Below are 23679 nucleotides of genomic sequence, written 5' to 3' on the forward strand. Positions count from 1 at the left end.
AAAACTGCAAGCCATTACGATCGAGTTTAATGGTGCTCCACGAGTGGGTTTGGATAAGAGACGCGAAGAACTGTTTGAGATCGGCCGTGGTTAATGTGTCAGGAACGCGATCGAAATGAGCGGTGATCCGACGAACCGCACGAGAATAGGCATCAATAGTTGCAGGGCGTTTACCTTGCAGTTTTAGGTTGGTAAGGTGTTGTTCATAAAGGGCGTTGTAGCGTTCTAAGTCGGTGGGATTCATAAGTTACTCCTGTCAACGACCATCAGGGTGATGGTGTGACAAGAGTATGGCTTGTACTCGTTTTACTCTGCCGCGCAGCGGCTTCGTTCAACAAAGCAATCAAGGTGATGCGTTACACTCGGCGGTTTTGGTATGAAGTTTGGTGCGCTTTTGATCTGCACCATCAATACTGGACGCTACGTTAAGCGACTTTCCATACCTTTAGTTATCTATAAATTGCTAATTTAGGGGAGGCTGTAGCTCATTTATGTCCAAAAACGAGTTGAACGAAGCCCCTCTGCGACTCGACTACCAGCTAACCCTGTTTAAAGTCCGTCAATTTTAGCAAACCTTCATAATCACTGAGTTGATTTTTCATATACGCCAGAAACGAAAAATGTCGCATCCATGCGACATTTCTCTTTTGGCGGCCAAACCAGTTTTGCTATATCCATTCTAGATTTCAATCCATTCTACTCTTCATACTTGAAGCTGCAGCGTTGTTAACTGCCTAAGTTCACCCTAATCACATAGAACCCCTATGCTCATAGGGCTGAACTTATTTGTTGCCTAGCTGCAACTCCAATTATTTTGAGTATCGATAAATATTCAGAATGTACATATAAGACGCTGTTAATGTTGATTAGTTCCCGTTACGCCGCATTTTTTTTCGATTTATTTTCTAAGTCGAATGACGCTGCGATTAACTTCTTGGTGTAGTCATTTTTCGGGTTGTTGAAAATATCTTCTGCAGACCCTTCTTCCATCACTTCACCCTTCTGCATCACCAATACACGGTCCGACAGTGCTTTCACTACCGAGAGGTCGTGGCTGATGAACAGGAAGCCGATATTGTGCTTGGCTTGAATGTCTTTCAGCAGGTCAATCACGGTCAGTTGTACTGAGCGATCGAGTGCTGAAGTCGGTTCATCCAGCAAAATGAAAGAAGGTTCAAGAATCAGCGCGCGAGCAATCGCGATACGTTGTCTTTGCCCGCCAGAGAACTCATGTGGATAACGGTTTACTGAATTCGGCTCTAAGCGAACTTCAATCAATGCTTTGCGCGCTCTTTCTAAACGTTCTTGCTTGGATAGATGAGGTTGATGCACCGTTAAGCCTTCGGTGATGATTTCCCCAACTGTCATGCGTGGTGATAAAGAACCATAAGGATCTTGGAACACCATTTGGACATCTTTCTTGAGCTTGTGACGCTCTTTATCATTTAATAAGCTAACGTCTTGGCCTTTGTAAACAATACGTCCGGTACTTGGCAGCAAGCCGATTAACGCTCGTCCCAGTGTTGATTTTCCTGATCCGGATTCACCAACAATACCCAAGGTTTCGCCTTGTTTAAGATTCAACGAAATGCCTTTTACGGCTTCGAAGTACTGACTTTTACTCTTGATGAAATGTGATTTAACCAAGAACTGAACTCGGATGTCGTCAGCAGACAATAGCTCTGGGGCTGACGCCTCAACAGGAACCTTAGCGCCTTTAGGAATCGAGTTAATCAGCATGCGTGTGTAATCGTGTCTTGGATTCTCGAATAAGGCTTGAGTCATCCCTTCTTCAACTAGCTCACCTTTGCACATCACCAGAACACGGTCGGCAAAATGTTTCACGACGCCAAGGTCATGGGTGATGAACAAAATTGCCATGCCCATTTTGTTTTGGATTTCTTTGATAAGAGAAAGCACTTCCGCTTGTACGGTCACATCCAATGCGGTGGTGGGTTCGTCGGCAATCAAAATATCGGGCTCGTTGATTAAAGCCATCGCAATCATGATGCGCTGCAACTGACCGCCTGAAAACTCATGCGGATACTTGTTGTAAGCCTGTTCTGGCATTGGTAAATGCACAAGATTGAAGAGCTCTAGCACACGCTGTTTTGCTTTTGATTTCGATACATTGCGGTGACACATAATGGCTTCAGCCACTTGTGTGCCCACGCGCAGGTATGGGTTGAGAGAGGTCATCGGTTCCTGAAAGATCATGCCGATTCTGTCGCCACGAATCGACTGCATCTCTCGTTCAGTCTTGCCAAGTATTGATTGCCCCTCAAATTCTATTTCAGATTGAGCATCAATGATGGCGTTATCAGGGAGCAAACGCATGAGTGCGTTAGAAGAGACTGATTTACCTGAACCTGATTCACCAACAATGGCCAAGGTTTCGCTAGAATTAAGGGTAAAGTTAACCTTTTTTACCGCATCAATGATTCCATCATTGGTTGTGAAGCTAACGGAGAGGTTATTGACTTTAAGAATGGCCCGGTCCGACATGATATATCCTTATCAATTTAAGACATTAGGTGAAGATTTCACTTCTGACGTGGTTTTAAGTTGCCCAAAATGGTGATGAGCACGTTGAATTTGTTCTAGTTCGAGCATCCAATACGAACTGCGTTGAGCACTGCAAAAAGCGATCAAATGATTGAGTAGATCTTCACTCTGTTTTTCCAGCAGTGAATAGGTGCGTTGGATCAGTTCTGTGCTTTCGAGAGAGATAAATTGCATCAGTGCGTAAGACTGATTCAAGGTGTCGAAGGCTTGCTGATGATGGCCTAAACGGTTGAAAATCTCTGATTGAGCGACACTTGCGTCTCTAAGCCCTGCAAGTAGACAGGCAAATTGGCAGGGCTTGATGTCGCTTTGGTATGCAGCGTCCTGGATGTGGTGAGGAAGAGACGTTAGAACATCACCATACAGGCGCTGTGCTTCTGGCCAGTGACCTTGTTCCATTAACTGTTCAGCTTTTAGGTAGTGCATCCAGCATCGTTCAATTTCCATATCCACATCCTCAATTTATAATATCTGAAAATGTTAATGATATTTATTATCAAATGCAAATTAAAATCATTCACGTGTTAAGTTGGTAAAGAAAGTGGCCGGTTATTCTTAAAAATGGCTCAAATTGTGCGTTATTTGCTCAGTTGAACAGCGATGTTGCGTAAGTCACTAAATTTATAGGAAATTACATCTACACTGATTTTATCTACACCCAAGTAATGAAGGACTAAGGAGGCGGCGATGGCGATGCAAAGACTCAATACAGAACAGCTGTATAAGGTAGCGGAACTCGATAAGCTACCATGTAAGTCGACCAAAGAACTGGCTCCAATTGACGAAATCGTCGGGCAAGAACGTGCACAAAAGGCCGTTGAGTTCGCGATGTCAATCAAGGAAAAGGGTTACAACATTTATGCGATAGGGCGAAATGGTTTGGGTAAGCGCACCATGATTTTGCGCTATCTAAACCGACACACTCAAGAGGTCCAAGAGCTTTTTGATTGGTGTTATATCGCGAATTTTGAAGATATTCGTACACCGAAGGTACTCAAGTTGCCACGTGGCGTGGGCAGCAGCTTAAAGCAAGACATTGAAAAGCTGATGCGTAAATTGCTTAAAGCCATGCCGCTCGCATTCGACAATGAGATGTACTTTAGCCGTGCAGATAGGCTTAAAAACCAATTGGCCACGAAGCAACAAGCTGCACTCGAAACAATTAGCCAAGAAGCGAAAGACAAGGGCATCAACCTGACGATTACCACTCAGGGTGATTACCAGTTTGTCGCAATGAATGGGGATGATCTTCATACCGAAGAGAGCTTCGATCTGCTTTCGCCGGAAGAGCAAGACCAGTTCGATAAAACCATCGATGGATTGGAAGTGGGTCTACGAACCATTTCTCGCGAACTGACCGAGCTTGAAGAGACGTATACCGAGAAAATTCAAAAGCTTAATGATGATACGGCGCGAGATGTGATCACGCACTTCATCAAGCAGTTGAAGCAAGATTACAGCCAATATCCAGATATCAAAAAGTACCTGACGGCACTGCGTAAAGACATTGTCGACAACGCAGATATTTTCTTGGAAGAGAGCACAGAGCAAGCAGAAGTTGCGACCGCCTCTTTGGATAAGAAAATGCCGCGTCGCTACAAGGTTAACGTGATTGTGAGCCAGAAGGAGGAGACGCTGCCGATCGTAGTTGAAGAGAATCCGAATTATCACTCTCTGTTTGGCTATGTCGAGACGGCAACTTTTAAAGGCACTGTATTTACGGACTTCTCATTGATTCGCGCTGGTAGTTTACATAGAGCCAATGGCGGTGTGTTGTTGATGGATGCGGTTAAAGTCCTCGAACAGCCTTATGTTTGGGAAGGCCTGAAGCGCGCGCTACGTTCGCGTCAATTGAGCTTCACTTCATTAGAAAAAGAGGTCACGTTAACGGGAGCGGTATCGCTTGATCCAGAACCTATTCCATTAGACGTTAAGATCATTTTGTTTGGTGATTACCGCACTTATCAACTGCTGCAACATTACGATGCAGAGTTCGGTGAACTGTTCCGTGTGACAGCCGATTTCGAAGATGAGATGAAGCGTACTCCCGATTCTGAAATGCACTACGCGCGCTTTATTTCGAGCATCGTGCACGACAACAACATGCTGCATTGTGACCGAAAAGCGATTGCTCGTATCATTGAGCACAGTTCTCGTCAAGCGGGTGACCAAGGTAAGTTGTCGCTGCACTCGGCACACATTGCGAATCTGCTTCGTGAGTCAAACTACGTAGCGAGAGGCTCAAAATCGAACTTGATTCGTGCAACGCACGTCGACCAAGCGTTATCTAACCAACAGATGCGTGTTGGACGACTGCAAGACAGCGTAATGGAAACCTTCACTAACGGTACAACGCTTATTCATGTTGATGGCCAAGCGGTTGGGCAGGTCAATGCGCTTTCTGTACTCAGCACAACAGATCATATGTTTGGAGCGCCGAACCGAATCACGGCTACCACAGCTTACGGTGATGGTGAAGTGATTGATATTGAAAGAAACGTAGACCTAGGTGGCAGTATTCACTCGAAAGGGGTGATGATCTTATCGGCTTATCTTTCTTCGGTATTTGGTAAGACAGCGAAAGTACCACTCACCACTAACATCACCTTCGAACAATCGTATGGTGGCGTTGATGGTGACAGTGCGAGTATGGCCGAGTTCTGTGCGGTGGTGTCTGCGTTTTCTAAGCAGCCAAACCGCCAAGATATTGCAATTACCGGCTCAATGAACCAGTTCGGTGAGTCTCAGCCAATTGGTGGTGTGAACGAGAAAATTGAAGGTTTCTTTGATGTGTGTGAAATCAAAGGACGTTCAAACGAACAAGGGGTGATAATCCCACGATCGAATGTTCATAACTTAATGCTGCGCGGTGACATCGTGAAAGCGGTTGAAAAAGGCGAGTTCAATATCTGGGCGATTGACCATGTCACAGAGGCGATTGAACTGTTCACAGGCAAAGCCGCAGGTGAGGCAAGTGATGAGGGTAGCTATCCAATTGATACTATCTTTGGTATCGCTCAAGCTAAACTGAACGCACTGCGTAAATAGCTGTATAGCTAGATAGTTAGTTGGCTAGTTTATGCCTAGATAAACAGATAAACAGATAAACAGATAAACAGCCACAACGCAAAAGCCATCGATTCTAGAGTCGATGGCTTTTTTATTGGTTGCGACTTTGCTCGCGAGTGAGTGGTTTGTATTTGGTCAATTCACGAATTTGATGAGCGCAGTGTGTTAAATGATCTTAGCCGTTTCGTAAGCAGAGCTTGGTGCCATCGAACTTCAATTTTGCCAACAAGTGTTTAGCGTTAGCGCGGCCAATATCATCAAATTCCACACCGTATCGAGCGTAGTGCGTCGATTTTTGCAGATTACAGATGATGCCTCTCAATGGAGGGATAAGAGGGCCATTGTAGTTTTCAGGTGTAATCTCGATAGACACTCGATCGGCAATCTGAATTGCACGAGAGGTCGGAGAGGTCACAAAACGACAACCACTTTTAGATAAGTCTCTTATCTCACAGTTTGCTCGTTGGTCGTTGAAGATAATTCTTGAAGCCAAGTTCACTTCATAGCGTGTTTCTTTACGCAGCTGAGTGACTTGCATCGTGCTTGGTGTCGAAAGCACAAGAATAGGGAAGGGTTCACCAATCTTATGGTGAATTTGGCTTCTAAAGTGAATGAGTGCGCCTTCACCTCGTAGAGAATAGGCACGAGCGGTCATCCAAAAACCTTCTTGAAAGAAAAAATTCAGATCTTCATTGGATACCTCGGGAACCTCAACCACAATACAGTTATCACTGTGCGTACCGATAAATTTGGTGGTGGCGAGAAACTTAGTGCCAACCGGAGTCGAGACATTTAATGTCAGCTCACTGCCGTGCTCAATCATGGCCAGTGCATCGGTGCTGTTTATCGTAGAAACGGTGCGGTTACGAGGGTCTTGAAGTGCCTGATTATGCTCCAAAGGCTTCTTCAGTGGTGCGTTCATTATATATTCTCCATGCGCCAACATGCGTCTGTTAGTTATATTGGTAACTTGCTAACAAGGGGTTATTACGTGCTAGATTGAGTAGGCGTACTCACATAGATTTATAGAGTGCCTTTTATCATTGCTGTTTTTATATTAAGCCGATGGCACTGAATTAACTACTTTGTTTGTAAGTACTTAGTTTTATTTATATGCACTTGCGTTAGTCTATTACAAGGAACTCATACTTCAAACTTTTATTGTTTGTCGTATCAATTATTTGCAGGAGTTGAGAATGCAGGCAGTAAAATGGGATCAAGAAGTGAACCAGATCACAGTTGAGCTAGAACCCAACCAGTTCGCGGTCGTTAAGTATCAAAAGGACGGAGATGTACTACATATCACCTCGACACGAATCCCTGATGAACTACAAGGCAAGGGCTTTGGCAAGGTGATGATGGAGTCGATCTTGCTTGAAATTGAACAAGCAGGCTTCAAAATTGTGCCAGTTTGTAGCTATGTCGTTCACTACATGAATAGGCAGCCACAGTGGCCACATCTTCTACCTGATAAAGCATAGCAACGAGTAATATGTCTCAATCAATATCGTCAAATAATCGGGCTCAACCTGAAGCGAGTTCAAGTCAAAATCAGCCTGATCTTTATCAAAAAATAGCGACCTCGTTGGGTTGTCATGAAGGGTTTGATGTCCAAGTGATTCAACGCCTGTGGGGTGGATATGGCGAGTTAGTTCGCTTGGTCTTTTCTCAAGAAGGCCATGCTGAACTGAAAAGTGTGATTGTTAAACATGTCGCGTTGCCAGATAAAGCAGAACACCCAAAGGGTTGGAATACCAAACTCTCTCACCAACGAAAGGTGCACTCTTACCAAGTGGAAACGGCTTGGTATCAGTCGTTTACCCAAGAGTGGGATGAGCGTTGCCCTGTACCTGTAGGGTTGCAATGTGAGTTACAAGAAAACGAGTGGCTGATTGTGATGCAAGACTTGGCCGAAATCGGCTTTCCGTTGATCTCTCAGTTTGATGTGCTTGCTGCCTCTTACGATCTGGCAACCAAAGAGACTCAGCCTGAACTGGCGTCTGGTTACACACTAGAAGAGCAAAAACAACGCGATGCTTCTCTTAAATGGCTCGCTAACTTTCATGCAAAGTACATCCATATCGACCAAGAGCAGTCTGCATCATTGTGGCAAGTCGGCACATACTGGCATTTAGACACACGCCCTGATGAGTTTAATGCGTTGACTGACTTACCATTGAAGAACCAAGCCAAGCACATCGACCGTTTACTAAAAGAATGTCCATATCAAACTTTGGTACATGGCGACGCCAAGCTTGCCAATTTCTGTTTTGATTCAGAAAGCCAAAACGCAGCTGCCGTCGATTTCCAATATGTGGGTCATGGTTGTGCGATGAAAGACGTGGCTCTATTTATGAGCAGCGCAGTGAGGCCGCAAGATTGTGCAGAGCTTGAATCACAGATGTTAGAGACTTACTTCCGATACTTGGAAGAGGCATTGACGTACTATCAGCCACAGTTTTCGTTTGATGAAATCGAAGCCGCTTGGCGACCAATGTTCTATGTGGCGTGGGCTGATTTTCAACGTTTTGTCAAAGGTTGGAGTCCAGAACACTGGAAGATCAATCTGTATACTGAGCAATTGACTCAAACGGTGATTGAGCAGCTAGAAAGCCCAGAATAAATTGCCTTATATCTGTAAACCACAAAAGAAAAAATCGCCCAATTTATGATTGGGCGATTTTGATTTTATCTAGCGTGTGTTTTTAATTCGTTAGGCTATCAGCTTCTGTCGTTCGTGTGTAAGCGAGCTTATTGGCAAGTTTGAGTTTGTTATTGAAGCCCTCTTTATCAATATCCCCCATGACTCGCGCAGGCTCTATTTCACCGCTGGCGGGTGAGTAAAAGAAAATCGCTGGAGGGCCAAATACATTCTTATCATTGAGCCATGCCATTTGCTCTGGAGAGCTTTCTGTCACATCAAGTTTTATTGTCTTCCACTCTTTAAGTTTTTGGCTCACTTGTTGGTCGTTGAACACGTTGGTTTCAATCACTTTACAAGACACACACCAATCTGCGTAAAGGTCGACTAGCATCTTTTGGTCACTGCTCGCTGCGGTCTGCAACTGTTGTTCTAGCTGAATAACAGAGTCTGTTTTTTCAAAGGGAGTGATCGCAATGGATTGGACTGACTCCCTGTTTTCTAGTGGGTTCAGAGGATCGGTATTACCTAAGAAAAATCCGACAAATAGAATGAGGCCGTAACCCAGTGGCAACAAAGCAGAAAACTTACGAGTACGCGCCCAACCCGGTTGTGCGGCTTCTAAAGCACCGAAATGCACACCGGAACCGATAGCAAGCAGCGCCCATAAGATCATAATAATTGATGGAGCAACAAAGCGGCTCAACAGGACGATAGCAACAGCTAACAGCAGCACGCCAAACACTTGTTTAACTGAAACCATCCACGCGCCACTTCTTAATAACAGACGCCCGCCACTTGCGCCGATCGCGATAAGCGGTATGCCCATACCAAGCGCCATAACGAACAGAGTCGCTCCGCCAAACACCCAGTCTTGAGTTGTTGAGACGTACAGTAAGGCACCAGCCAATGGAGCACTGACACAAGGTGACACAACCAAGGCTGATATTGCGCCCATGGCAAAGACACTGGCGATCTTACCGCCTCCAAGCTTGTCTGAGCCGCTGTTGAGCTTTTGCTGCAGGGCGGCAGGCAGTTGGAGTTCATAGAATCCGAACATCGCCAATGCGAGCAGAACAAAAACCGCTGCAAAGCTACTTAACAACCAAGGCTGTTGCATCGCGGCTTGCAGGTTGACACCTTTTGCCAAGGTGGTGACTAAGATCCCCGTCATGGCATAGCTAGTCGCCATACCCAGAACATAGGAACTGGAGAGTGCCGCACCTTTCTTGCCTGTCATCGCTTTTTCGCCACCGATGATGCTAGCCAAAATCGGAATCATCGGCAGTACACATGGCGTTAGGGACAAGCCTAGACCAAGCAAGAAGAACACAAGAAGCGCTTGTAACTTACCGGCTTGGGATAGGAACGAAGATAAGCCATTCGTATCCTCACTGATCTCACCTAGGGTTTGATATAGAGAGTTTGATGGCTCCTCAACCAAGGTTTCAGCTACGGTTTCGAGCATCGGTAAATCGAGCACTAACTTTTGCGGCAGGTAGCAAAGTCCTTTGTCTGCGCAGCCTTGATAACGCACGGTGAGTTTCCCACTTCCTGAGTAAGGAACAGTAACGGTAACGGGCTCGTGAAACACGATGACGTTACCAAAGTTAGGATCCTCTTTCTTTTCACCTGGCAGCGAATAACTCGGTTCTAACGTAGATAATGACGACTCACCTTTGAACGAAAATCGAGATTGATACAGGTAGTAACCCTTGTGGGTATCAACGCTGATTACCGCGCCTTGATCTGTGGCTTCCCAAGTTACGGGGAAAGCTTCTTCAACAGGAAGAAACTCGTTTTCTTGAGCATGCAAAAAGCCGCTAAACAATAGAATTAACGTAAGTAGGTAGCACTTCATGGATGAAGGAACTCCGTGTTTTGGTGAATGTGTAATTGATCGTCGATGTAGATAACAGCGCTGTCTTCAGGTACTGATATGTTGGGGTTCAATGTCAGTGAAGTACTGAGCACGCCTGCTTCTAATGTGGACGACGAGATAGCGGTAACAGAAAGGATCTTCTGCTCGACATCTTGCTTTGACAGAATATGAGAGGTGGTCTTGTCACCAAATTGCACTTGGCGTTCACTGTGAGCTGAGGTCGTGAGCGCTGCGTTCGTTAACGGAACGGCGAAAAATGGGGTCTTGTTGTCTCTTGGATCTAAGACAGCAATGTTAAATGCCGAGCCATCCGGTTTGGTTCCCAGCGCATAGATGTCACCGCCAAAATTCACTAACATCGACGTCGCGCCGAGCTGTTTGCCGATCGCTACGGCTTGGTCGACGGCGTACTCTTTGATGACGCCGCCAAAATCGAAACGAGTACGGGAATCAGGGACGTGTAGCCTTGTCTTTTGTAGATCGACAGTCCCTTTCAGCTCCCACGCTTGCTTACCCAAAGCAGAAGACAGGGCTTGGAAAGCATGACTGTGCAACATCTTCGGCTTTTGTTTTAAAAGATGTTTGATGCTGCCAACCGTAGTATCAAAGGTATCGAAGGTCAGTTGACTTAATCGGTCGAGGTGTTGGAAAACCTCAGCAGATTCAGAATCGAGTTCGACATCACATGATGCTCGCTGATTAATGTGCTGTGTTAGCCATGAGTCGTCGCAGTAGAAGTTATATTTGTCTTCCAATCGGCGTGTGTTTTGCTCTATCTCAGTCGCTATTGCTGTTGCGCTTGCCTCTGGAATGTTAGCCAAATCCATCGACAAAATTTGCACTTCACACGGTACGGTCATGGCATGAAAGCGATGTACAAAGGGCAGGTTAGAACTCATAGGTTGCTCCAACAGCCCACCACTGTGCTTCAAAACCGTTGCTTTGTTCGTAGTACGCAGCAAGCGCATTTAAGCGTAACTTCTTATGTACCTTGATACTCGCACCTAGTTCATAGGCATTGGCCGTGAAGTTGCCTAAGCGAAGGTCTGAAGTCGCGTAGCCTGACGATGCAAAAGAAGGATCGGCACTACTTGGATCGCGATAGAAATCGGCTGCATCTTGCGTGTACCAGAAATAGCCCGGTGCCAAGGTTAACCATTCACTCACTCGCCAAGATAATTTGCCGCCTAACTGGTGAGACATTACGCCCCAATCATCCATAAACCATTTGTATCTTGGTCGGATTTTTAGACTGTCGGACAATGAGTAAAAAGCTTGGATATTAATACCGCCAGAGAGTCGCGTATCTGGTCGAGAGTCTTGCCCCAAGAACACTTCATCGTCATCGATTTTACCGTCGTCATTGATATCGACTTCACGCAGAACCGTTAAATAGTGATTGCTCAAATAGCCACTTCGGTAACCCGTGTAAGCAGTAAAAATGCTGTATAGATTCGGCGTGAAGGTTTGTGATAATCCGGCTTCTAAACTGCCCGTAAAAATGTCTTCCCAGCTTTGGCTGTTTGATGAAGCCAGCGAGTATTTGCCGAATGCTTGAGTCTGATCGAAAAGGGCAGAGCCCCCTAGACTGTAAGAGCGGTTTTTAGTGCTATCGGCATAGACCAAACCTTTGGCGTTAATGCCAAGGCTTTCATAATCTTCTTCTTGAGATGCGTTGCCACCTAAGGTCCATTCATTACGTAAGGTGTCGCGATAGGTCGCGCTTAAGCTGATGGATTTTCTGGTGTCTTCAAGGCCTACTTTTTGGATTTCATAGCCACTGCGATGAGGGTCGTAGCCTGCACGAATAACCTCGTCGGTTTTATTCTGTGCCTGTTGAGTTTTTAGGGCGCGATTTATCTGGTCGGCATTCGAAGCAAGAGGTGTCGTTGGTCCCCACGCTGGTGAGGCGCCAGAAACACTGTCGTAGCTTATTTCTGCGTTGAGTGTCCAATCTAAGCCGATACTTTTTTCAATCGAAACCATGGTGTCATTGGCTGATACTCTGTCATCGTATTCCTCATAGCTCAGGTAATGAACAGAGATATGATCTTCAGCTAATGCCACGTTAGCCACTGCCGCTGCACTCAGCAGCGTAATTGGTAATTTTTTCATTTTGTTCTTATTTTGTTTTTTTAAATACTGATTTGTTCATTGATGGAGCGGTTAGTTACAACCACAGCCACCGCCACCAACACCACTGCCGCCGACGGAACCTTGTTTGTAAGCGAAGACCTTTTCAGAAAAGACGTCGAATTCAGGCACCGGGCCACCGGGTTTCATCTCTTTTTGAGCCAATGTGCCTTTTTCCCAAGGCTTTACAGGTTCAATACCAAGAAACTCATCAACGAAAGCCAGAGCAGAAGGTTTGTTGCTTACTTCTTGTGCTTTCTGTTCGATAACCAGTTGCTTTGCCTTGGGTTTCACCATTTCAATATTTCGTCTGGTTGCACGTTTCGCTTCTGGGTTTGAATAATCACCGCCACTTGAATAAACGGTGCTGGAGATGATCTCTTCTTCAATGATTGGGCCTTCGTTTTTTCCGCTATCGTTGGCTTGCTGTTCAGCGGGCTTCTTTCCTAAACCACTAAGATCGAGTTCAAGAGCCGCATTAGCAGTCATTGGAATAGCGAGTAGCCCAACAAGGGTGGCTTTGATTAGCATTACAGTTGCACTCCCATCTTGGTGAGGTCGTCAGTAATGACGTCGCTAATGTGGTTGATGGCACCAAAACGAATCTTGATAACCTTGCCTTGATAGATGTAATAAAGCGCTGGCATACCGATCGGCTTGAACTCGGCAATTAATGCTTGTTCAGGGTCGTTAACAACAGGGAATTCCAGTCCGAGTTGCTTTTGAAACGCCAAGCCAACCTCAACATCTTCATCAACGTCCACGCCTTTAAACGTGACACCAGTGCCTTTGAGTTCGGTGTAGAGTTGATTGACTTCCGGTAGCTCTTCGCGGCAAGAGACGCACCACTCTGCAAAGAAGTCGATAATGGTCAGTTCATCGTTGTTAAGTTGCAGTTTCTCGATAACGTCTGGTGATAAAGAATCGCCTTCTTGATAAGCCAATGCGGGTAAAGAAAGGCATAGCGCCAATAACGCTAAGGCTCGTGTAAACATGTTGTTCTCCATTGTTTTTAACTGTGTTTAAAGTTCAGTGTTTCTAAGTAAGTTCTGTTAATTAGATGCTTGAGTGAGTTTGATGGTTGCCGAGTATTCAACGGCTAAAATGTCGGAAAAATACTCGTTGAGTTGGGTGGTATTCGTGGCACTAAACACACGTGATGGGTTCCCTGCACAACGCTCGAATTGGGCGATTCGAGATGAGTTGACGCCATAGCCGATGAAGTTCATTTCGATGCCATATTGATTGATTGCGGTAGTACAGAACCCTGCGTTAACCAGTTGGTCAAACGTGTCTCCTTCGTCAGCACCGTCGGTGAAGAGCACTAGCTTTCTTCTGGTTTCAGGTACTGTGCTGACGTTGATTCCCCATGCTTGTTGCCAGCTAGGGATCAGTTGTCTCACTCCCCATAACAAGCCGTGAAAAGAGCGAGTACCGCCATTTGCTGTTAGGCTGTTTATCGAGTTTCGGACGCGAGAAAAGACGCTGGTTAATGGCAGCATTGGTGAGTCTTGGTTACAGTCGCTTAACCATTGACTTGGCGGTGTAAACTTCACAGGGCGTTCTGAGTGCAGCGTCGCTAAGTTGTCGACCGTCAGTGCTGCAGAGAAATTGCCATTGCGATAGCTAAGCCCATCGATACAGTAGATACCGGCCGCTTCTTTGGATAACCAATGTGGGCGCTGCGCTGCGACTCCAGAGTCGAAGGGAACGATTGAAATGCTTACAGAATCCAAATCGTTAGCGTTATTGCTCTGAGATTGAATCGTATTCAATGCATTGGATAAAATGGATTTCAACGACTGGATGTTTGAACCCATCGATCCAGACACATCAAGTACCAATACCAGCTCCGTTGGAATCGAAGAGTGCTTGCTTTCAACCACACCTTTATAACCACCACCTGTCGCCGTTACCTTGTTTGCATAGCTCTCATATTTGAAGTTGGGCAGTAAGGGTGATAATGAATAACCTAGGCTAATACGGCATTCTGAGCCTATGATTTCTGGTTTTAAGCCACTCACGCCTTTTAGGGTTGGCTTATAGTACTCTTGGTAAGCCAACATCATTGGGTGTGTGGCTGTATCAGCAAAAGCACACGCTAATGCGGCCGAATCGGCGGCTTGCGCTGCTCGGTTTGAAACCATTACTTGAGCCGAGATCATCAGGGTGCCAACGGCAATGAAAAGCGCTGGAAACAGTAACGCCAACAATGAAATGGTCATGGAGCCTTGCTGTTTTTTAAGCGCAATGCTGCCGAATATTGGTTTAACCATAATGCTTTCCTATCACGGCTGATGAACTTGAGAGTGTTTTAGGAAGATTGAGTCGCTTGTAGTCAAACGGTGTATTCACACATAAAGTGAGTTGAACCAAGGTGGATGGTCTTCCAACTAACGCAGGGTCGCCGCTACCCTCAACGATAAGTGCCTTTAGTTTCTCGATGGGAGGAGTGTCGCTTTGACAGATGATCCCGGCATGGATGTGCTTGTATTCCCAGTTCGAAGCAGTGGTATTAAATACACGGCTTTCAAGTACCAACCCAATATCGCTGCGCTTGATGTCTTGCGGAAGATAACGTTCGGCGAGATCGAGAAGCTGATCCTTTAACGTATTAGGTAATCCGTTTGGGCCTTGCTCTGGTTTCAGTTGCGTTAGTGAAACGGCGTTGACTAGGTTATATGTCACGTTGTCGAGCTGAGTCTGTAGGTTGAATAAGCGGTAGGTAGCAACAAGCCCCCACAAAATGATCATGAGTGCGAGTACAACGAAGGGGAATTCAATCGCTGCTGAACCCGCTTGTTTTTTTCGAGGTGTTTTATTTGTTGTCATAACTAACCAGTACCTTTCTTTTCAAGGTTGTCATGTTGCCGATAGACTCAGAAAACTGAGTTGATAGATTAGGTAATAAGGCAAATGAAAATGAGTAAGACACCTTGTACTCGCCTAACACTGCTCTGCTTTTGGATACCGGTTTCTCATTAACTAAATCTGAGAAGTTTTCGGCGTATAGCGGCGATGGATCCAAGACGAGCTTGCTCTTATCTATCAGTGGGAACTTTGCGATAGTCTCGGCAAAAGCTTGGTCTGAAATAGGGCTAATCGGCCGTGTCTTGGCCTCACGAACACCCGCATTAACGGCTACATCAAGGATGATGTTGACCAACAGCAGGCGGCAGATCTCAAAGAAACCGATGATCAGTATCAGGAACGGTACCACCAACATTGCAAACTCGACGGTCTGCGCACCTTTTTGACGTGAGAGCATCACTGTTCTCCTTGCTCTGTTTTAGCAGCAAGCTCTTGGTAATACAGACTATTGTTGGCGAACTCAGGTTGAGATAGATGTGCACGAGCGATACTTTTCGCGGACGCACTGTCTCCAGAAAGCGCATAAGCCAGTGCTAGATTGAGTTGCAGTTTTACGCTCGCTTCACCTCGGACAAAGATCGGGTGCAGAATTCGAATCCCTTGCTCTGGTTTACCATCGAGTATCCAAGCCATGGCTAAGTTGTTGCGATACTCATTACTGGATGGCATCAAGCTGAGGGCATGAGAGTAAGATTCACGCGCTTTTGAATACTGCTTATTGAGCGAGTAACTCACGCCTAAACTGTTTTGGGCGACATCATCAGTTGCGACTAATCTGACAGATTCTTCGAGAGCGGTTGTGGCTTGTTTAAGCTCACCGAGCGCCAACCAAGCTCGGCCAAGTTCTCTGTAAATCGCGCTCGATTGATTAAGCTCGATACCACGCTTTAGATAATGCAGCGCCTCATCATAACGACTGGCTTGATTCGCAGCAGACCCCATTAGCAATAGTAACTGTGGGTCATCAGGCTTCGATATCAGCATCTTTCGGTACAGATCCATGGCACTTTCTGGTTTGCCATTCATCAGTGCAACCTCGGCGACTTTCATATCTTCAGAGGTCTCTTTTTCAACGTTATTCGTTGACTGACAGCCCACCAAAATCAGCGCTAAACCCAAGAGAACGATCTTGTTCATAAGCCCCCCAGAGTTTGTTTAAGGGATAACATGATTGGCACGACAATAATGCCCACGACAGGTAGCATGATGAAGACCACTAAAGGGAATGACATCTTGGCTGGTATTTTTCCTACCCACTCTTCAAGCTCTAAGAAGTGATATTGGCGGCTATCAGAGGCAATCAGCTTTAACGCTTCAGCGAGAGGTGTGCCGTATTGAAGCGATTGATTCATGGTGGTCACAATATTGTTGATGTCAGGAAGCTGGACTCGTTTGTCTAGGTTTGAAAGTGCCGTTTGTGGTGAATCAAGAACCGATATCTCAGTCGCAGTGAGTAGCCATTCGCGTGACAATGCTGGAGAGATCGCACGCATCTCTTCACCGACACAGCGAAATACCGCTTCGAGTGTTAGGCCTGATGCGACACATACCACCATCAGATCGACGGCATCAGGAATAACGCGGCTAATTTGCATTCGGACTTGGTTCACACGCCAATCTAGAATGCGGTCGAACAGGATGCCAACCACAATGGCGATTGCGATACATTCGGCCACAGAGTTCATGTTAAGCACTTGGATTCGAGTGACATACCAAGCAATAGATCCCATCACCATCGTCAGTAGTCTTAAGCCAAGAAAATAGAACTCTGCATTAGGACTCAACCAGCCAATGAGGATTAACTTCTGGCGTCGTGGTTTTGCACCTTGGAAGCGCCATTTACTTGAAGCGGTGGTGTACTTAGAGGAGTAGCTCGATACGCGAGTCAGTCGTTCAGCGACAACATCTCGTTTGAAGGAAGACAAGTGTGCGACAACTGTGAGTAGTAGTGCACATCCCAACAGAAGCAAGGCAACATACATCATGATGAGAACCTTCTGTTACAAGTCAGAGCGTTCAAAATGAGTGTGCCTGAGCTGATGCTAATGACGGCGTAGGTTAGTACCCGCTGTCCCGACTCTGTGTTGAACAATTGGACTATCATGGCGGGTTCCATCAAATAGATACCACCCAATAACCCCAAGGGTAAGATAGAAAGAAAGAGGGCTGTCATACGAGGCTCCGAGGTTAAGCTCTTGACCTTTTTTCTCATCGCTCGATTGTCATGCATGGTTCTGCTTAAGCTTTGAAGAATGTCGCGCAGTTGGCCACCATTCGATTGATTCAGGATCAACGCGACCGAGAAGTAGCGGAAACTGCTGTAAGGAAGGCGAACGCATGCATCATCGAGGCTTTGTCGAAGGCTTAAACCGAGCGTTAAGTTATCGCGAATATAGGAGAACTCACGTCCTAATAGCCCTGGTTGGGTTTCTGACACTTGTTCAATCGCTTGTGGGACTGAGAGCCCCGCAGCCACCGCTCTAGAAATTAAGCCAAGTACATTGATGATGCCTTGTTCGAACTCTTCTACCTGCATTTTTCGGCGGTACATCACCAAGGCACATGTGCATACAACCCAAAGTCCAACAGCGGAGAAAAGTTGATGATGCATTGCCAGTTGGGGAAATAACATGTGGCCTGATGCTGGGAAACCGATAGCTGATAAGACAATAAAGTACTTATCCCAAACTGGCAGCAATGCACTCATTCGTAAAAAGAAAGCATGCAGTTTGTTGCTACGCTGGTGGTTGATTTTTTTGATTGAAACGTCAGCTGTAAGCGAGCGTTGACTGCCGCTTACCAACAATAAGCGCTTATTGACGATAGCTTGCTTTGAGCTCAACCTGATTAACCCGATCGCGACAAACAAAACAAAAACAGTGAGAACTAGGATCATCAGGCTTCAAGCTCCATCGCTACTCTTAGTTGAGCATCGAGTTGATGATACTTGGCTTTTTCATTGAAGCTTGGTACGCACTTAGCACTCTTATATTCGCCAATCAGGTTGCCTTGTTGATCTTCCGATAACAGCTTGAATTTGAACAAGTCTTGGGTGATGTATTGTTCTCCTTCTAACCCTTGCACCTCGGTGATCGAAACAATGCGTCTTTTGCCATCACGCATTCTTTCGACTTGTATAACGACATCGATGGTGTCTGCGATTTGGCGGCGCAATGAGAACAGAGGCAGAGTCGCTTGGCTCATCATTAACATGTTTTCCATACGAACGAGTGCGTCAGTCGCCGAGTTTGCGTGCAATGTACACAGTGAACCATCATGGCCGGTGTTCATTGCCTGCATCATCTCAAAGGCTTCATCACCACGAACTTCGCCTAAAATGATGCGATCTGGTCGCATTCGTAGAGAATTTCGTACCAACTCTCGCTGGGTAATCGGCGTTAAGCCTTCGGCATTGGCTGGGCGAGTTTCAGCGCGCACAACATGAGGCTGTTGTAGACGCAGTTCTGCGGTGTCTTCAATGGTAATGATGCGTTCTTGAGGTGAAATGCTAAAAGACATCGCGTTGAGCAGTGTGGTTTTACCTGCACCAGTGCCTCCCGCAACAAGCACATTAAGGCGTGAGCGAACGATAATATCGATAAGCTTAACCATCGATTTCGACATTGCGCCAAACTGAGCCAATTGGCTGAGTGTTAGCTTATTCTCATTGAATTTTCGGATGGAAATGTAGGTTCCATCAAGCGCTAGCGGTGGGATCATCACATTGACACGGCTACCATCATCCAATCGAGCATCGACTAATGGATTCGATTCATCGATTCTTCGCCCGACCTTGCTGACGATGCGTCGCGCTAGGTTGAGAAGTTGTTCTTCATTACGAAATTGAACGGCCGTTTTTTGCAATTTTCCTGAGCGTTCTACGTAGACTTCACGGTACCCATTGACCATGATGTCGGTAATGCCTTGGTCTTCAATTAAGGGCTGCAGTGGGCCTAATCCTAGAAACTCATTGAGCAATTGTTCCACTGAATGAGCGACATCTTTGTGACCAAGTGGTAACTGCTTAGAGACCACGATATCTGACACCATTTCGGCAATTCTAGCTTCAAGATCGGGTGCGCTTAAGCTCACTACAACCGATGGGTCGATCGCCTTGATGACCTCTTCATGAATCACATGATAATGCTCACGAACTGAGGGTGTTGATGTTAGGGCTTCATGAGACCGAGCTCTATTCGTTACAATCGGATCTATGGCTTGTGTGTTCTGACCAAACATTATGCGCCTCGCTTCCAAAAACGGCGGTTGCCTTGTTGCGGCTCACCAGTGACTAGTTCAAGTAGAGAGTTAAACGCGAGCTTCACTTTCCTATTGCCTTTATGGGCAGGCTGACCAAGCGATGACTTGCTCAAGAAATGGTTTGGCAAAAATGGAATCATGACGTCTACAGATGTACCAAGTGATTTCTTAACATCATGGGCTGAAATAAGGGATGCTGAATCGGACTTACAATGGTTCAACACCACAATGGTTTGCGAAGCTGCTTGGTTTTGAAGTCGTTTGATTATCTGGCCTGCATTGCGAATGGAGCTGAGTGTAGGTTCAACCACAATGATTCGAATATCGGCACTTTTAAGCGCTTCAAAGCCAACCTGGTCACGCAATGAATAGGTCGGGATGTCGATCAGTAAGTAGTCTGAACTTTGCAGGCAGAACTTTGTAAACTGATCGAATGCACTCTTTTGTGGCCAAAATGGTGTGGTGTCTAAAGGTAGATAACCGGTAAAGAGCGTGTGCTCGGGTGACACACTGATCCCACTGCGCTCAAATACGAGAGGTTCTAATCTTTCTGGGTATTGTAAAAGCTCTACCAACGCCGTGTTGCCTTCGACATTGAGTAGCAAATCCAAATCACCCATCGAAAAATCGAGGTCCATACTAGTTACTCGTTTATCGAGTTCGGCAAGCTGCTGCGATAACGTGGCTATAATGGTGCTGCTTCCTGAGCCACCTTTTGCACTGACAATGGAAACGATTTTTTCATTTCGTTTTTCGTTGTTGAGTTGCAAAGCAGCAAAGGAGACGTGTTCAAGATCTTGTGGTGTCACTGGGTTGACTAAATAGTCACTGGCACCGGATGCGAGCATTCCACGGTAAGCCAAAATTTCGGTTGAATGACCAATCGCGATAACTTGGCACCCAGTACGTTGTATTAAACGCTGAACAACCTGTTTTGATTCTGGCAATTCGCTATTCAATACATCGAGGAAGATGGTTTTAACGTCATTTTTAAGTACCTGTCTCACCACGTCATCTTCTTGATTCGAAGAGGTTGTGATGTTGTTGATACCGAAATCATTCAGTGTGTATGTGAGCGCTAATGTATCGAGTTGCTCCGATGCCGCGATCAGTACCGTTAAGTTGTGTACTTGATTCATTGCGAACCTCCTAGCGTGGTATTCGAAGAACCAGAGTTTGTCTGTTGGTTTTGTGCTGGTGGTGCAAAGTAGTTATCGATGCTAGACACCGCTTTTTGTCCTTGTGCACTGTCGATGGGTTGACCAACAATCAGGTCTTTTGGATTTGCGACCATTTGCGCCAGTGCGCTGGCATTCGCACAGCCAAAATTGCGCTGAGTACGATAAGCGTTGAGTGTGGTTCTTGGTGTTTTACCCGCGTCACATGCTGTTACTTCGGCACGATAAGATTCAACAAAAATCGTGAGATCACCTTTACCTTGTACCGATGGATTAGATACTGAAATTTGAGAAGGGTAGAGGCCTGATTCGATCAGATGAAGCCTAACTTTTTCACTTTGGCTTTCTCCTTTCTGAGTCGTATTTTCAATCTTGACCATTAAGTTGGATAGCGTACCTAGACGAGCAATAAAATCAGAGATGTCATCTTTCTCTTGAGCCGATAACGTTTTACCCGACAGTGTTAAAGTCAGCTTGTTTGTCACGGACACCACATCCACAGAAGGTTGTTGGGTTGTAGGCGTTGGCGCGCAACCCGCAAGCGCAATGAGAGCGGGCAGTAATAAGGATAATTTGTTCATGATGTCCTCAGTAGTAGAACCCGTTGTCACCCAGTAAGCGAGGCTTCTGGTTGTCGGTGTATGTGTCTTGACTAAACGTTCTTTTACGTTGAATTCTCGGCAGTGCCAGTAATCGTTCAACATCACTCAACGGGATTAAACCATCGGTTGGGAGTGGCATTGAGTCCGAACGAGTCGGTTGAACTAGGTAAGCCGTTACAATGATGATCAGCTCTGTTTCTCTACGAGTGAATTCAGTCGAGCGGAACAGGCTACCGAGAACCGGTATTTCACCGATAAGCGGTACTTTTTGTAGCTGTTCAATGTCTTCCGATTTCAATAACCCGCCTAAAGCGAAGCTCTGCCCACTCGCCAATTCAATGGTGGTGGAGGCGCTACGAGTGGTAAAAGAAGGGAAGTTAGTTCCGTGTATCACTTGTTGGCTTTCGATTGAGACATTACTGACCTCGGGGTTCACTTTTAAGCTGATACGGTTTTGGCTGAGCACGGTTGGGGTGAAGTTCAGTTTCACACCGAAATCCTTGTATTCAATCTGAGTGGTGTCAGCCGTAATCAGTGGTAGCGGTACTTGCCCACCCACCAAAAACTCAGCATCTTCACCTGACATTGCGGTCAAGTTAGGTTCAGCAAGCACAGACATCATGCCGTTGGTTGCTAGCGCATCAATCAGAGCAGTAATGCTCGGCTTGCCCCAACTACTGACATTAGGCAGCTTTGAAAACGAAAATTGCCCCACACCGCCAGCGATTGAACCCCATTTGATGCCCAACTTATTGGATACATTTCTTGAGACTTCAGCGATTTTTACACGAATGTTGACCTGATTTGGCATGGTGACAACCAATTGATTGATCAGCTCATCATCATTGGGTTGAGTCTGCTGATTTTGATTGGTTGAATTACTGCTGTTGTTACTGTTTCCCTGTGAATTCGAGCTCTCTTGTTGTTCGGTAGAACCGACAATAGGGGATAAGTAGCCTTTCGCGAGCGATACGATATTGTGTGCCATCATCGGAGAGGGAACACGACCTTTAAGCCATAACTTTCCACCCAGAGATTCAGCGTTGACTGACGCTTCTGGGAACTTGTTTTTAACCAGTTCATTGAACTCACGGCTATTATGCGTGACGCGAATCTTGTTGGTATAAATCACGCGTTCTTGTTCATTCAAAACGGTGATCGTAGCGCTGCCCGCTCGCTTACCGAATATCATCACCTTGGTATTGGTTAAGGTTTGGTAATCAGCGATATGGGTGCTAGAGATGAAAATGGATTTCGCTTTTTCAGGTAAGCGAATCATTCTCGCCTCATTGATCGTGACATCAAATGTTGATGCTGCAGATGCAAAAGAGACACATAGGCTTGATAGCAGGAGAACACCCCACCAACGACAGATATTAGCCATTGTTATCAGCTCCAGTATTAGTTTTAACAGTTTTATTTTCGGCTCTAAATTCCACTAAACCCACGTCAGGTAATACCTGAGTTGTGTCTGGAGAAATGACTTTTAGCGTCACGGCATTTGCGTGTTGAGGTTGATCTTGAGCCTCGTTTTGCCCGCGTAATACAAGCGTTAACTTTCCTAATTGTTTCGCAAGAACCACTTGGTTTGCTTGTTCGGGCGTCACTTCTAAAGAGACACTGCTGTCGTCAGGGATACCATCTTCGAAACCATTCGATTCCCGAGCCTTTTGATAAGATTCTGCCGTTTGCTTGTTATTAAATGCCAAGACTCTTGCGTCATGAACTATCGTTGTAACGTACAATCCTTGAGATGAATTGCCATAACGAAGTAGCTCACCATCTTGTGAACCGAGTAGGAGAATATCCACTCGGTCGCCCGGCTCAATGAAGCCTGAATTAGACGTGACTTGATCGACAGGGACTGAAATCGCGCGATAGCCTGGTTGTAACTTCAATGAGAGCGAGTAGCCACCTTCGGGTTCGGTAATGTCGGCTTTCGACAATATTGAGTCTTTGACGAGTTTGGTGCGTGCAAGCCCTGACATCGTGTGGTCGGCAGAAATATCTTCCGGTGCCACGTGGTCGATGTAGTTCTCTAACTCTTGCTGTGGAACTTCTTTCCATCGAAACGAGTTTGGCGTGTAGGTTTGGCCTATCTCAATCGTACGAGTTGGAACCAGCACTTTGACCGTTTGCTTAGCGGCTTGTTTAGAAGAGGTGGTCGCAGACTCGCTATTGGTTTGGCTCAACAGTAAAACGGACAATCCGAGCACCGAGCAAAATAACGACAGCAACATGAGTCGCTTAGCAGTCATAACTATTCCTTTAATTTACGGTAAACGGGCTTATTCTGATGTTTGAGCGTTTTTGAGCTGATCGACGACAGTTTGGTAAGCGCCAGTAATGGCTTCGGTTAGATCACCATTTTCGCCGCCTACAAAATTAAGCAAGACCACAGACATTGCTGCTGCGAGAATTGCGTATTCGATAGCGGCCGCGCCGCGCTGCTTTTTCTTGTTCAACATGTTGTTATTT

Annotated in this window: 25 protein-coding genes; 4 read left to right on the plus strand and 21 right to left on the minus strand. The window is 45.9% G+C overall.

What is annotated here, in order from left to right; translation table 11 throughout:
- On the minus strand, positions 1-244 hold a 244-nt coding region (locus tag AB6C75_RS12235; RefSeq protein WP_372107891.1), incomplete at its 3' end, for a phage integrase N-terminal SAM-like domain-containing protein.
- A 35-nt stretch (positions 245-279) separates the two neighbouring features.
- Here AB6C75_RS12235 and AB6C75_RS12240 point away from each other — a divergent pair.
- Positions 280-429: a hypothetical protein gene (locus AB6C75_RS12240; RefSeq protein WP_372107892.1), complete on the plus strand. Its 150-nt coding sequence runs from the start codon at positions 280-282 to the stop codon at positions 427-429.
- Positions 430-876: 447 nt separating this feature from the next.
- Here AB6C75_RS12240 and AB6C75_RS12245 read toward each other — a convergent pair whose 3' ends face one another.
- Both AB6C75_RS12245 and AB6C75_RS12250 read right to left on the minus strand, forming a co-directional pair.
- Positions 877-2505, minus strand: coding sequence for an ABC transporter ATP-binding protein (locus AB6C75_RS12245; RefSeq protein WP_372107893.1), 1629 nt, complete (start codon positions 2503-2505; stop codon positions 877-879).
- A gap of 12 nt (positions 2506-2517) precedes the next feature.
- Positions 2518-3012 (minus strand): hypothetical protein, encoded by a 495-nt coding sequence (locus AB6C75_RS12250; RefSeq protein WP_004732800.1) that lies wholly within the window; start codon positions 3010-3012, stop codon positions 2518-2520.
- Between the two features lie 240 nt (positions 3013-3252).
- Between AB6C75_RS12250 and AB6C75_RS12255 the strand changes: the two genes are divergently transcribed.
- On the plus strand, positions 3253-5613 hold the full coding sequence (locus tag AB6C75_RS12255) for a Lon protease family protein (RefSeq protein ID WP_004732801.1): 2361 nt from the start codon (positions 3253-3255) through the stop codon (positions 5611-5613).
- 196 nt (positions 5614-5809) lie between these two features.
- Here AB6C75_RS12255 and AB6C75_RS12260 read toward each other — a convergent pair whose 3' ends face one another.
- Positions 5810-6556 carry a flagellar brake protein gene (locus AB6C75_RS12260; RefSeq protein WP_004732802.1) on the minus strand — a complete coding sequence of 249 codons (747 nt, stop codon included), beginning with the start codon at positions 6554-6556 and terminating at the stop codon, positions 5810-5812.
- A 274-nt stretch (positions 6557-6830) separates the two neighbouring features.
- Between AB6C75_RS12260 and AB6C75_RS12265 the strand changes: the two genes are divergently transcribed.
- Both AB6C75_RS12265 and AB6C75_RS12270 read left to right on the plus strand, forming a co-directional pair.
- A complete protein-coding gene (locus AB6C75_RS12265) occupies positions 6831-7115 on the plus strand; it encodes a GNAT family N-acetyltransferase (protein WP_372107894.1) in 285 nt (94 codons plus the stop codon).
- Positions 7116-7126: 11 nt separating this feature from the next.
- The gene (locus tag AB6C75_RS12270) at positions 7127-8257 is read left to right on the plus strand and encodes a phosphotransferase (RefSeq protein WP_372107895.1); all 1131 of its coding nucleotides are present in this window, start codon (positions 7127-7129) and stop codon (positions 8255-8257) included.
- Positions 8258-8339: 82 nt separating this feature from the next.
- On the opposite strand, the gene dsbD is transcribed toward AB6C75_RS12270, so the two are convergent.
- Genes dsbD through AB6C75_RS12355 form a run of 17 tightly spaced genes read right to left on the minus strand, consistent with a single transcriptional unit; the run spans position 8340 to position 23669 of the window.
- A complete protein-coding gene (gene dsbD, locus AB6C75_RS12275; protein ID WP_371708290.1) occupies positions 8340-10136 on the minus strand; it encodes a protein-disulfide reductase DsbD in 1797 nt (598 codons plus the stop codon).
- The gene (locus tag AB6C75_RS12280; protein WP_061021281.1) at positions 10133-11056 is read right to left on the minus strand and encodes an FAD:protein FMN transferase; all 924 of its coding nucleotides are present in this window, start codon (positions 11054-11056) and stop codon (positions 10133-10135) included. The genes dsbD and AB6C75_RS12280 overlap by 4 nt, the downstream gene beginning before the upstream one ends.
- On the minus strand, positions 11046-12272 hold the full coding sequence (locus AB6C75_RS12285; protein WP_017083026.1) for a DUF3570 domain-containing protein: 1227 nt from the start codon (positions 12270-12272) through the stop codon (positions 11046-11048). The genes AB6C75_RS12280 and AB6C75_RS12285 overlap by 11 nt, the downstream gene beginning before the upstream one ends.
- Positions 12273-12323: 51 nt before the next feature.
- Positions 12324-12821 carry a DUF4266 domain-containing protein gene (locus AB6C75_RS12290; protein ID WP_017107673.1) on the minus strand — a complete coding sequence of 166 codons (498 nt, stop codon included), beginning with the start codon at positions 12819-12821 and terminating at the stop codon, positions 12324-12326.
- Positions 12821-13285 (minus strand): TlpA disulfide reductase family protein, encoded by a 465-nt coding sequence (locus AB6C75_RS12295; protein ID WP_065105139.1) that lies wholly within the window; start codon positions 13283-13285, stop codon positions 12821-12823. Before AB6C75_RS12295 ends, AB6C75_RS12290 begins: the two co-directional genes overlap by 1 nt.
- A gap of 57 nt (positions 13286-13342) precedes the next feature.
- Entirely contained in the window at positions 13343-14566 is a 1224-nt protein-coding gene (locus tag AB6C75_RS12300; protein ID WP_372107896.1) for a VWA domain-containing protein, read from the minus strand.
- Positions 14559-15122, minus strand: coding sequence for a tight adherence pilus pseudopilin TadF (gene tadF, locus AB6C75_RS12305; RefSeq protein WP_371708287.1), 564 nt, complete (start codon positions 15120-15122; stop codon positions 14559-14561). The genes AB6C75_RS12300 and tadF overlap by 8 nt, the downstream gene beginning before the upstream one ends.
- Positions 15109-15558, minus strand: a complete 450-nt coding sequence (locus AB6C75_RS12310) for a TadE/TadG family type IV pilus assembly protein (RefSeq protein ID WP_004732812.1) — start codon at positions 15556-15558, stop codon at positions 15109-15111. Before AB6C75_RS12310 ends, tadF begins: the two co-directional genes overlap by 14 nt.
- A complete protein-coding gene (locus tag AB6C75_RS12315) occupies positions 15558-16298 on the minus strand; it encodes a lipopolysaccharide assembly protein LapB (protein WP_102497085.1) in 741 nt (246 codons plus the stop codon). The genes AB6C75_RS12310 and AB6C75_RS12315 overlap by 1 nt, the downstream gene beginning before the upstream one ends.
- On the minus strand, positions 16295-17146 hold the full coding sequence (locus AB6C75_RS12320) for a type II secretion system F family protein (protein ID WP_371708286.1): 852 nt from the start codon (positions 17144-17146) through the stop codon (positions 16295-16297). The genes AB6C75_RS12315 and AB6C75_RS12320 overlap by 4 nt, the downstream gene beginning before the upstream one ends.
- The gene (locus AB6C75_RS12325; protein WP_371708285.1) at positions 17143-18057 is read right to left on the minus strand and encodes a type II secretion system F family protein; all 915 of its coding nucleotides are present in this window, start codon (positions 18055-18057) and stop codon (positions 17143-17145) included. The genes AB6C75_RS12320 and AB6C75_RS12325 overlap by 4 nt, the downstream gene beginning before the upstream one ends.
- Positions 18057-19400 (minus strand): CpaF family protein, encoded by a 1344-nt coding sequence (locus AB6C75_RS12330; protein ID WP_372100422.1) that lies wholly within the window; start codon positions 19398-19400, stop codon positions 18057-18059. Before AB6C75_RS12330 ends, AB6C75_RS12325 begins: the two co-directional genes overlap by 1 nt.
- Entirely contained in the window at positions 19400-20560 is a 1161-nt protein-coding gene (locus tag AB6C75_RS12335) for an AAA family ATPase (RefSeq protein ID WP_372107897.1), read from the minus strand. The genes AB6C75_RS12330 and AB6C75_RS12335 overlap by 1 nt, the downstream gene beginning before the upstream one ends.
- Entirely contained in the window at positions 20557-21180 is a 624-nt protein-coding gene (locus AB6C75_RS12340; protein ID WP_371708282.1) for a CpaD family pilus assembly lipoprotein, read from the minus strand. Before AB6C75_RS12340 ends, AB6C75_RS12335 begins: the two co-directional genes overlap by 4 nt.
- A gap of 7 nt (positions 21181-21187) precedes the next feature.
- Positions 21188-22585 carry a type II and III secretion system protein family protein gene (locus AB6C75_RS12345; RefSeq protein WP_102299841.1) on the minus strand — a complete coding sequence of 466 codons (1398 nt, stop codon included), beginning with the start codon at positions 22583-22585 and terminating at the stop codon, positions 21188-21190.
- Positions 22578-23459, minus strand: coding sequence for a Flp pilus assembly protein CpaB (gene cpaB, locus AB6C75_RS12350; RefSeq protein ID WP_371708280.1), 882 nt, complete (start codon positions 23457-23459; stop codon positions 22578-22580). The genes AB6C75_RS12345 and cpaB overlap by 8 nt, the downstream gene beginning before the upstream one ends.
- Positions 23460-23489: 30 nt before the next feature.
- A complete protein-coding gene (locus AB6C75_RS12355) occupies positions 23490-23669 on the minus strand; it encodes a Flp family type IVb pilin (protein ID WP_371708279.1) in 180 nt (59 codons plus the stop codon).
- Positions 23670-23679: the final 10 nt, after the last annotated feature.

The sequence above is a fragment of the Vibrio sp. 10N.237.312.B06 genome (assembly GCF_041464685.1).
In the GTDB taxonomy this organism is placed as follows: domain Bacteria; phylum Pseudomonadota; class Gammaproteobacteria; order Enterobacterales; family Vibrionaceae; genus Vibrio; species Vibrio tasmaniensis_A.

Bases quoted from the DNA above. Each gene is read 5' to 3' on its own strand.
- AB6C75_RS12270 (WP_372107895.1), top strand. From the start codon at position 7,127: ATGTCTCAATCAATATCGTCAAATAATCGGGCTCAACCTGAAGCGAGT.
- AB6C75_RS12280 (WP_061021281.1), bottom strand. From the start codon at position 11,056: ATGAGTTCTAACCTGCCCTTTGTACATCGCTTTCATGCCATGACCGTA.
- AB6C75_RS12355 (WP_371708279.1), bottom strand. From the start codon at position 23,669: ATGTTGAACAAGAAAAAGCAGCGCGGCGCGGCCGCTATCGAATACGCA.
- AB6C75_RS12335 (WP_372107897.1), bottom strand. From the start codon at position 20,560: ATGAATCAAGTACACAACTTAACGGTACTGATCGCGGCATCGGAGCAA.
- AB6C75_RS12260 (WP_004732802.1), bottom strand. From the start codon at position 6,556: ATGAACGCACCACTGAAGAAGCCTTTGGAGCATAATCAGGCACTTCAA.
- AB6C75_RS12255 (WP_004732801.1), top strand. From the start codon at position 3,253: ATGGCGATGCAAAGACTCAATACAGAACAGCTGTATAAGGTAGCGGAA.
- tadF (WP_371708287.1), bottom strand. From the start codon at position 15,122: ATGACAACAAATAAAACACCTCGAAAAAAACAAGCGGGTTCAGCAGCG.
- dsbD (WP_371708290.1), bottom strand. From the start codon at position 10,136: ATGAAGTGCTACCTACTTACGTTAATTCTATTGTTTAGCGGCTTTTTG.
- AB6C75_RS12295 (WP_065105139.1), bottom strand. From the start codon at position 13,285: ATGTTTACACGAGCCTTAGCGTTATTGGCGCTATGCCTTTCTTTACCC.
- AB6C75_RS12250 (WP_004732800.1), bottom strand. From the start codon at position 3,012: ATGGAAATTGAACGATGCTGGATGCACTACCTAAAAGCTGAACAGTTA.
- AB6C75_RS12265 (WP_372107894.1), top strand. From the start codon at position 6,831: ATGCAGGCAGTAAAATGGGATCAAGAAGTGAACCAGATCACAGTTGAG.
- AB6C75_RS12345 (WP_102299841.1), bottom strand. From the start codon at position 22,585: ATGGCTAATATCTGTCGTTGGTGGGGTGTTCTCCTGCTATCAAGCCTA.
- AB6C75_RS12315 (WP_102497085.1), bottom strand. From the start codon at position 16,298: ATGAACAAGATCGTTCTCTTGGGTTTAGCGCTGATTTTGGTGGGCTGT.
- AB6C75_RS12245 (WP_372107893.1), bottom strand. From the start codon at position 2,505: ATGTCGGACCGGGCCATTCTTAAAGTCAATAACCTCTCCGTTAGCTTC.
- AB6C75_RS12325 (WP_371708285.1), bottom strand. From the start codon at position 18,057: ATGATCCTAGTTCTCACTGTTTTTGTTTTGTTTGTCGCGATCGGGTTA.
- AB6C75_RS12300 (WP_372107896.1), bottom strand. From the start codon at position 14,566: ATGGTTAAACCAATATTCGGCAGCATTGCGCTTAAAAAACAGCAAGGC.
- AB6C75_RS12330 (WP_372100422.1), bottom strand. From the start codon at position 19,400: ATGTTTGGTCAGAACACACAAGCCATAGATCCGATTGTAACGAATAGA.
- AB6C75_RS12290 (WP_017107673.1), bottom strand. From the start codon at position 12,821: ATGCTAATCAAAGCCACCCTTGTTGGGCTACTCGCTATTCCAATGACT.
- AB6C75_RS12340 (WP_371708282.1), bottom strand. From the start codon at position 21,180: ATGAACAAATTATCCTTATTACTGCCCGCTCTCATTGCGCTTGCGGGT.
- AB6C75_RS12285 (WP_017083026.1), bottom strand. From the start codon at position 12,272: ATGAAAAAATTACCAATTACGCTGCTGAGTGCAGCGGCAGTGGCTAAC.
- AB6C75_RS12320 (WP_371708286.1), bottom strand. From the start codon at position 17,146: ATGATGTATGTTGCCTTGCTTCTGTTGGGATGTGCACTACTACTCACA.
- AB6C75_RS12310 (WP_004732812.1), bottom strand. From the start codon at position 15,558: ATGCTCTCACGTCAAAAAGGTGCGCAGACCGTCGAGTTTGCAATGTTG.
- cpaB (WP_371708280.1), bottom strand. From the start codon at position 23,459: ATGACTGCTAAGCGACTCATGTTGCTGTCGTTATTTTGCTCGGTGCTC.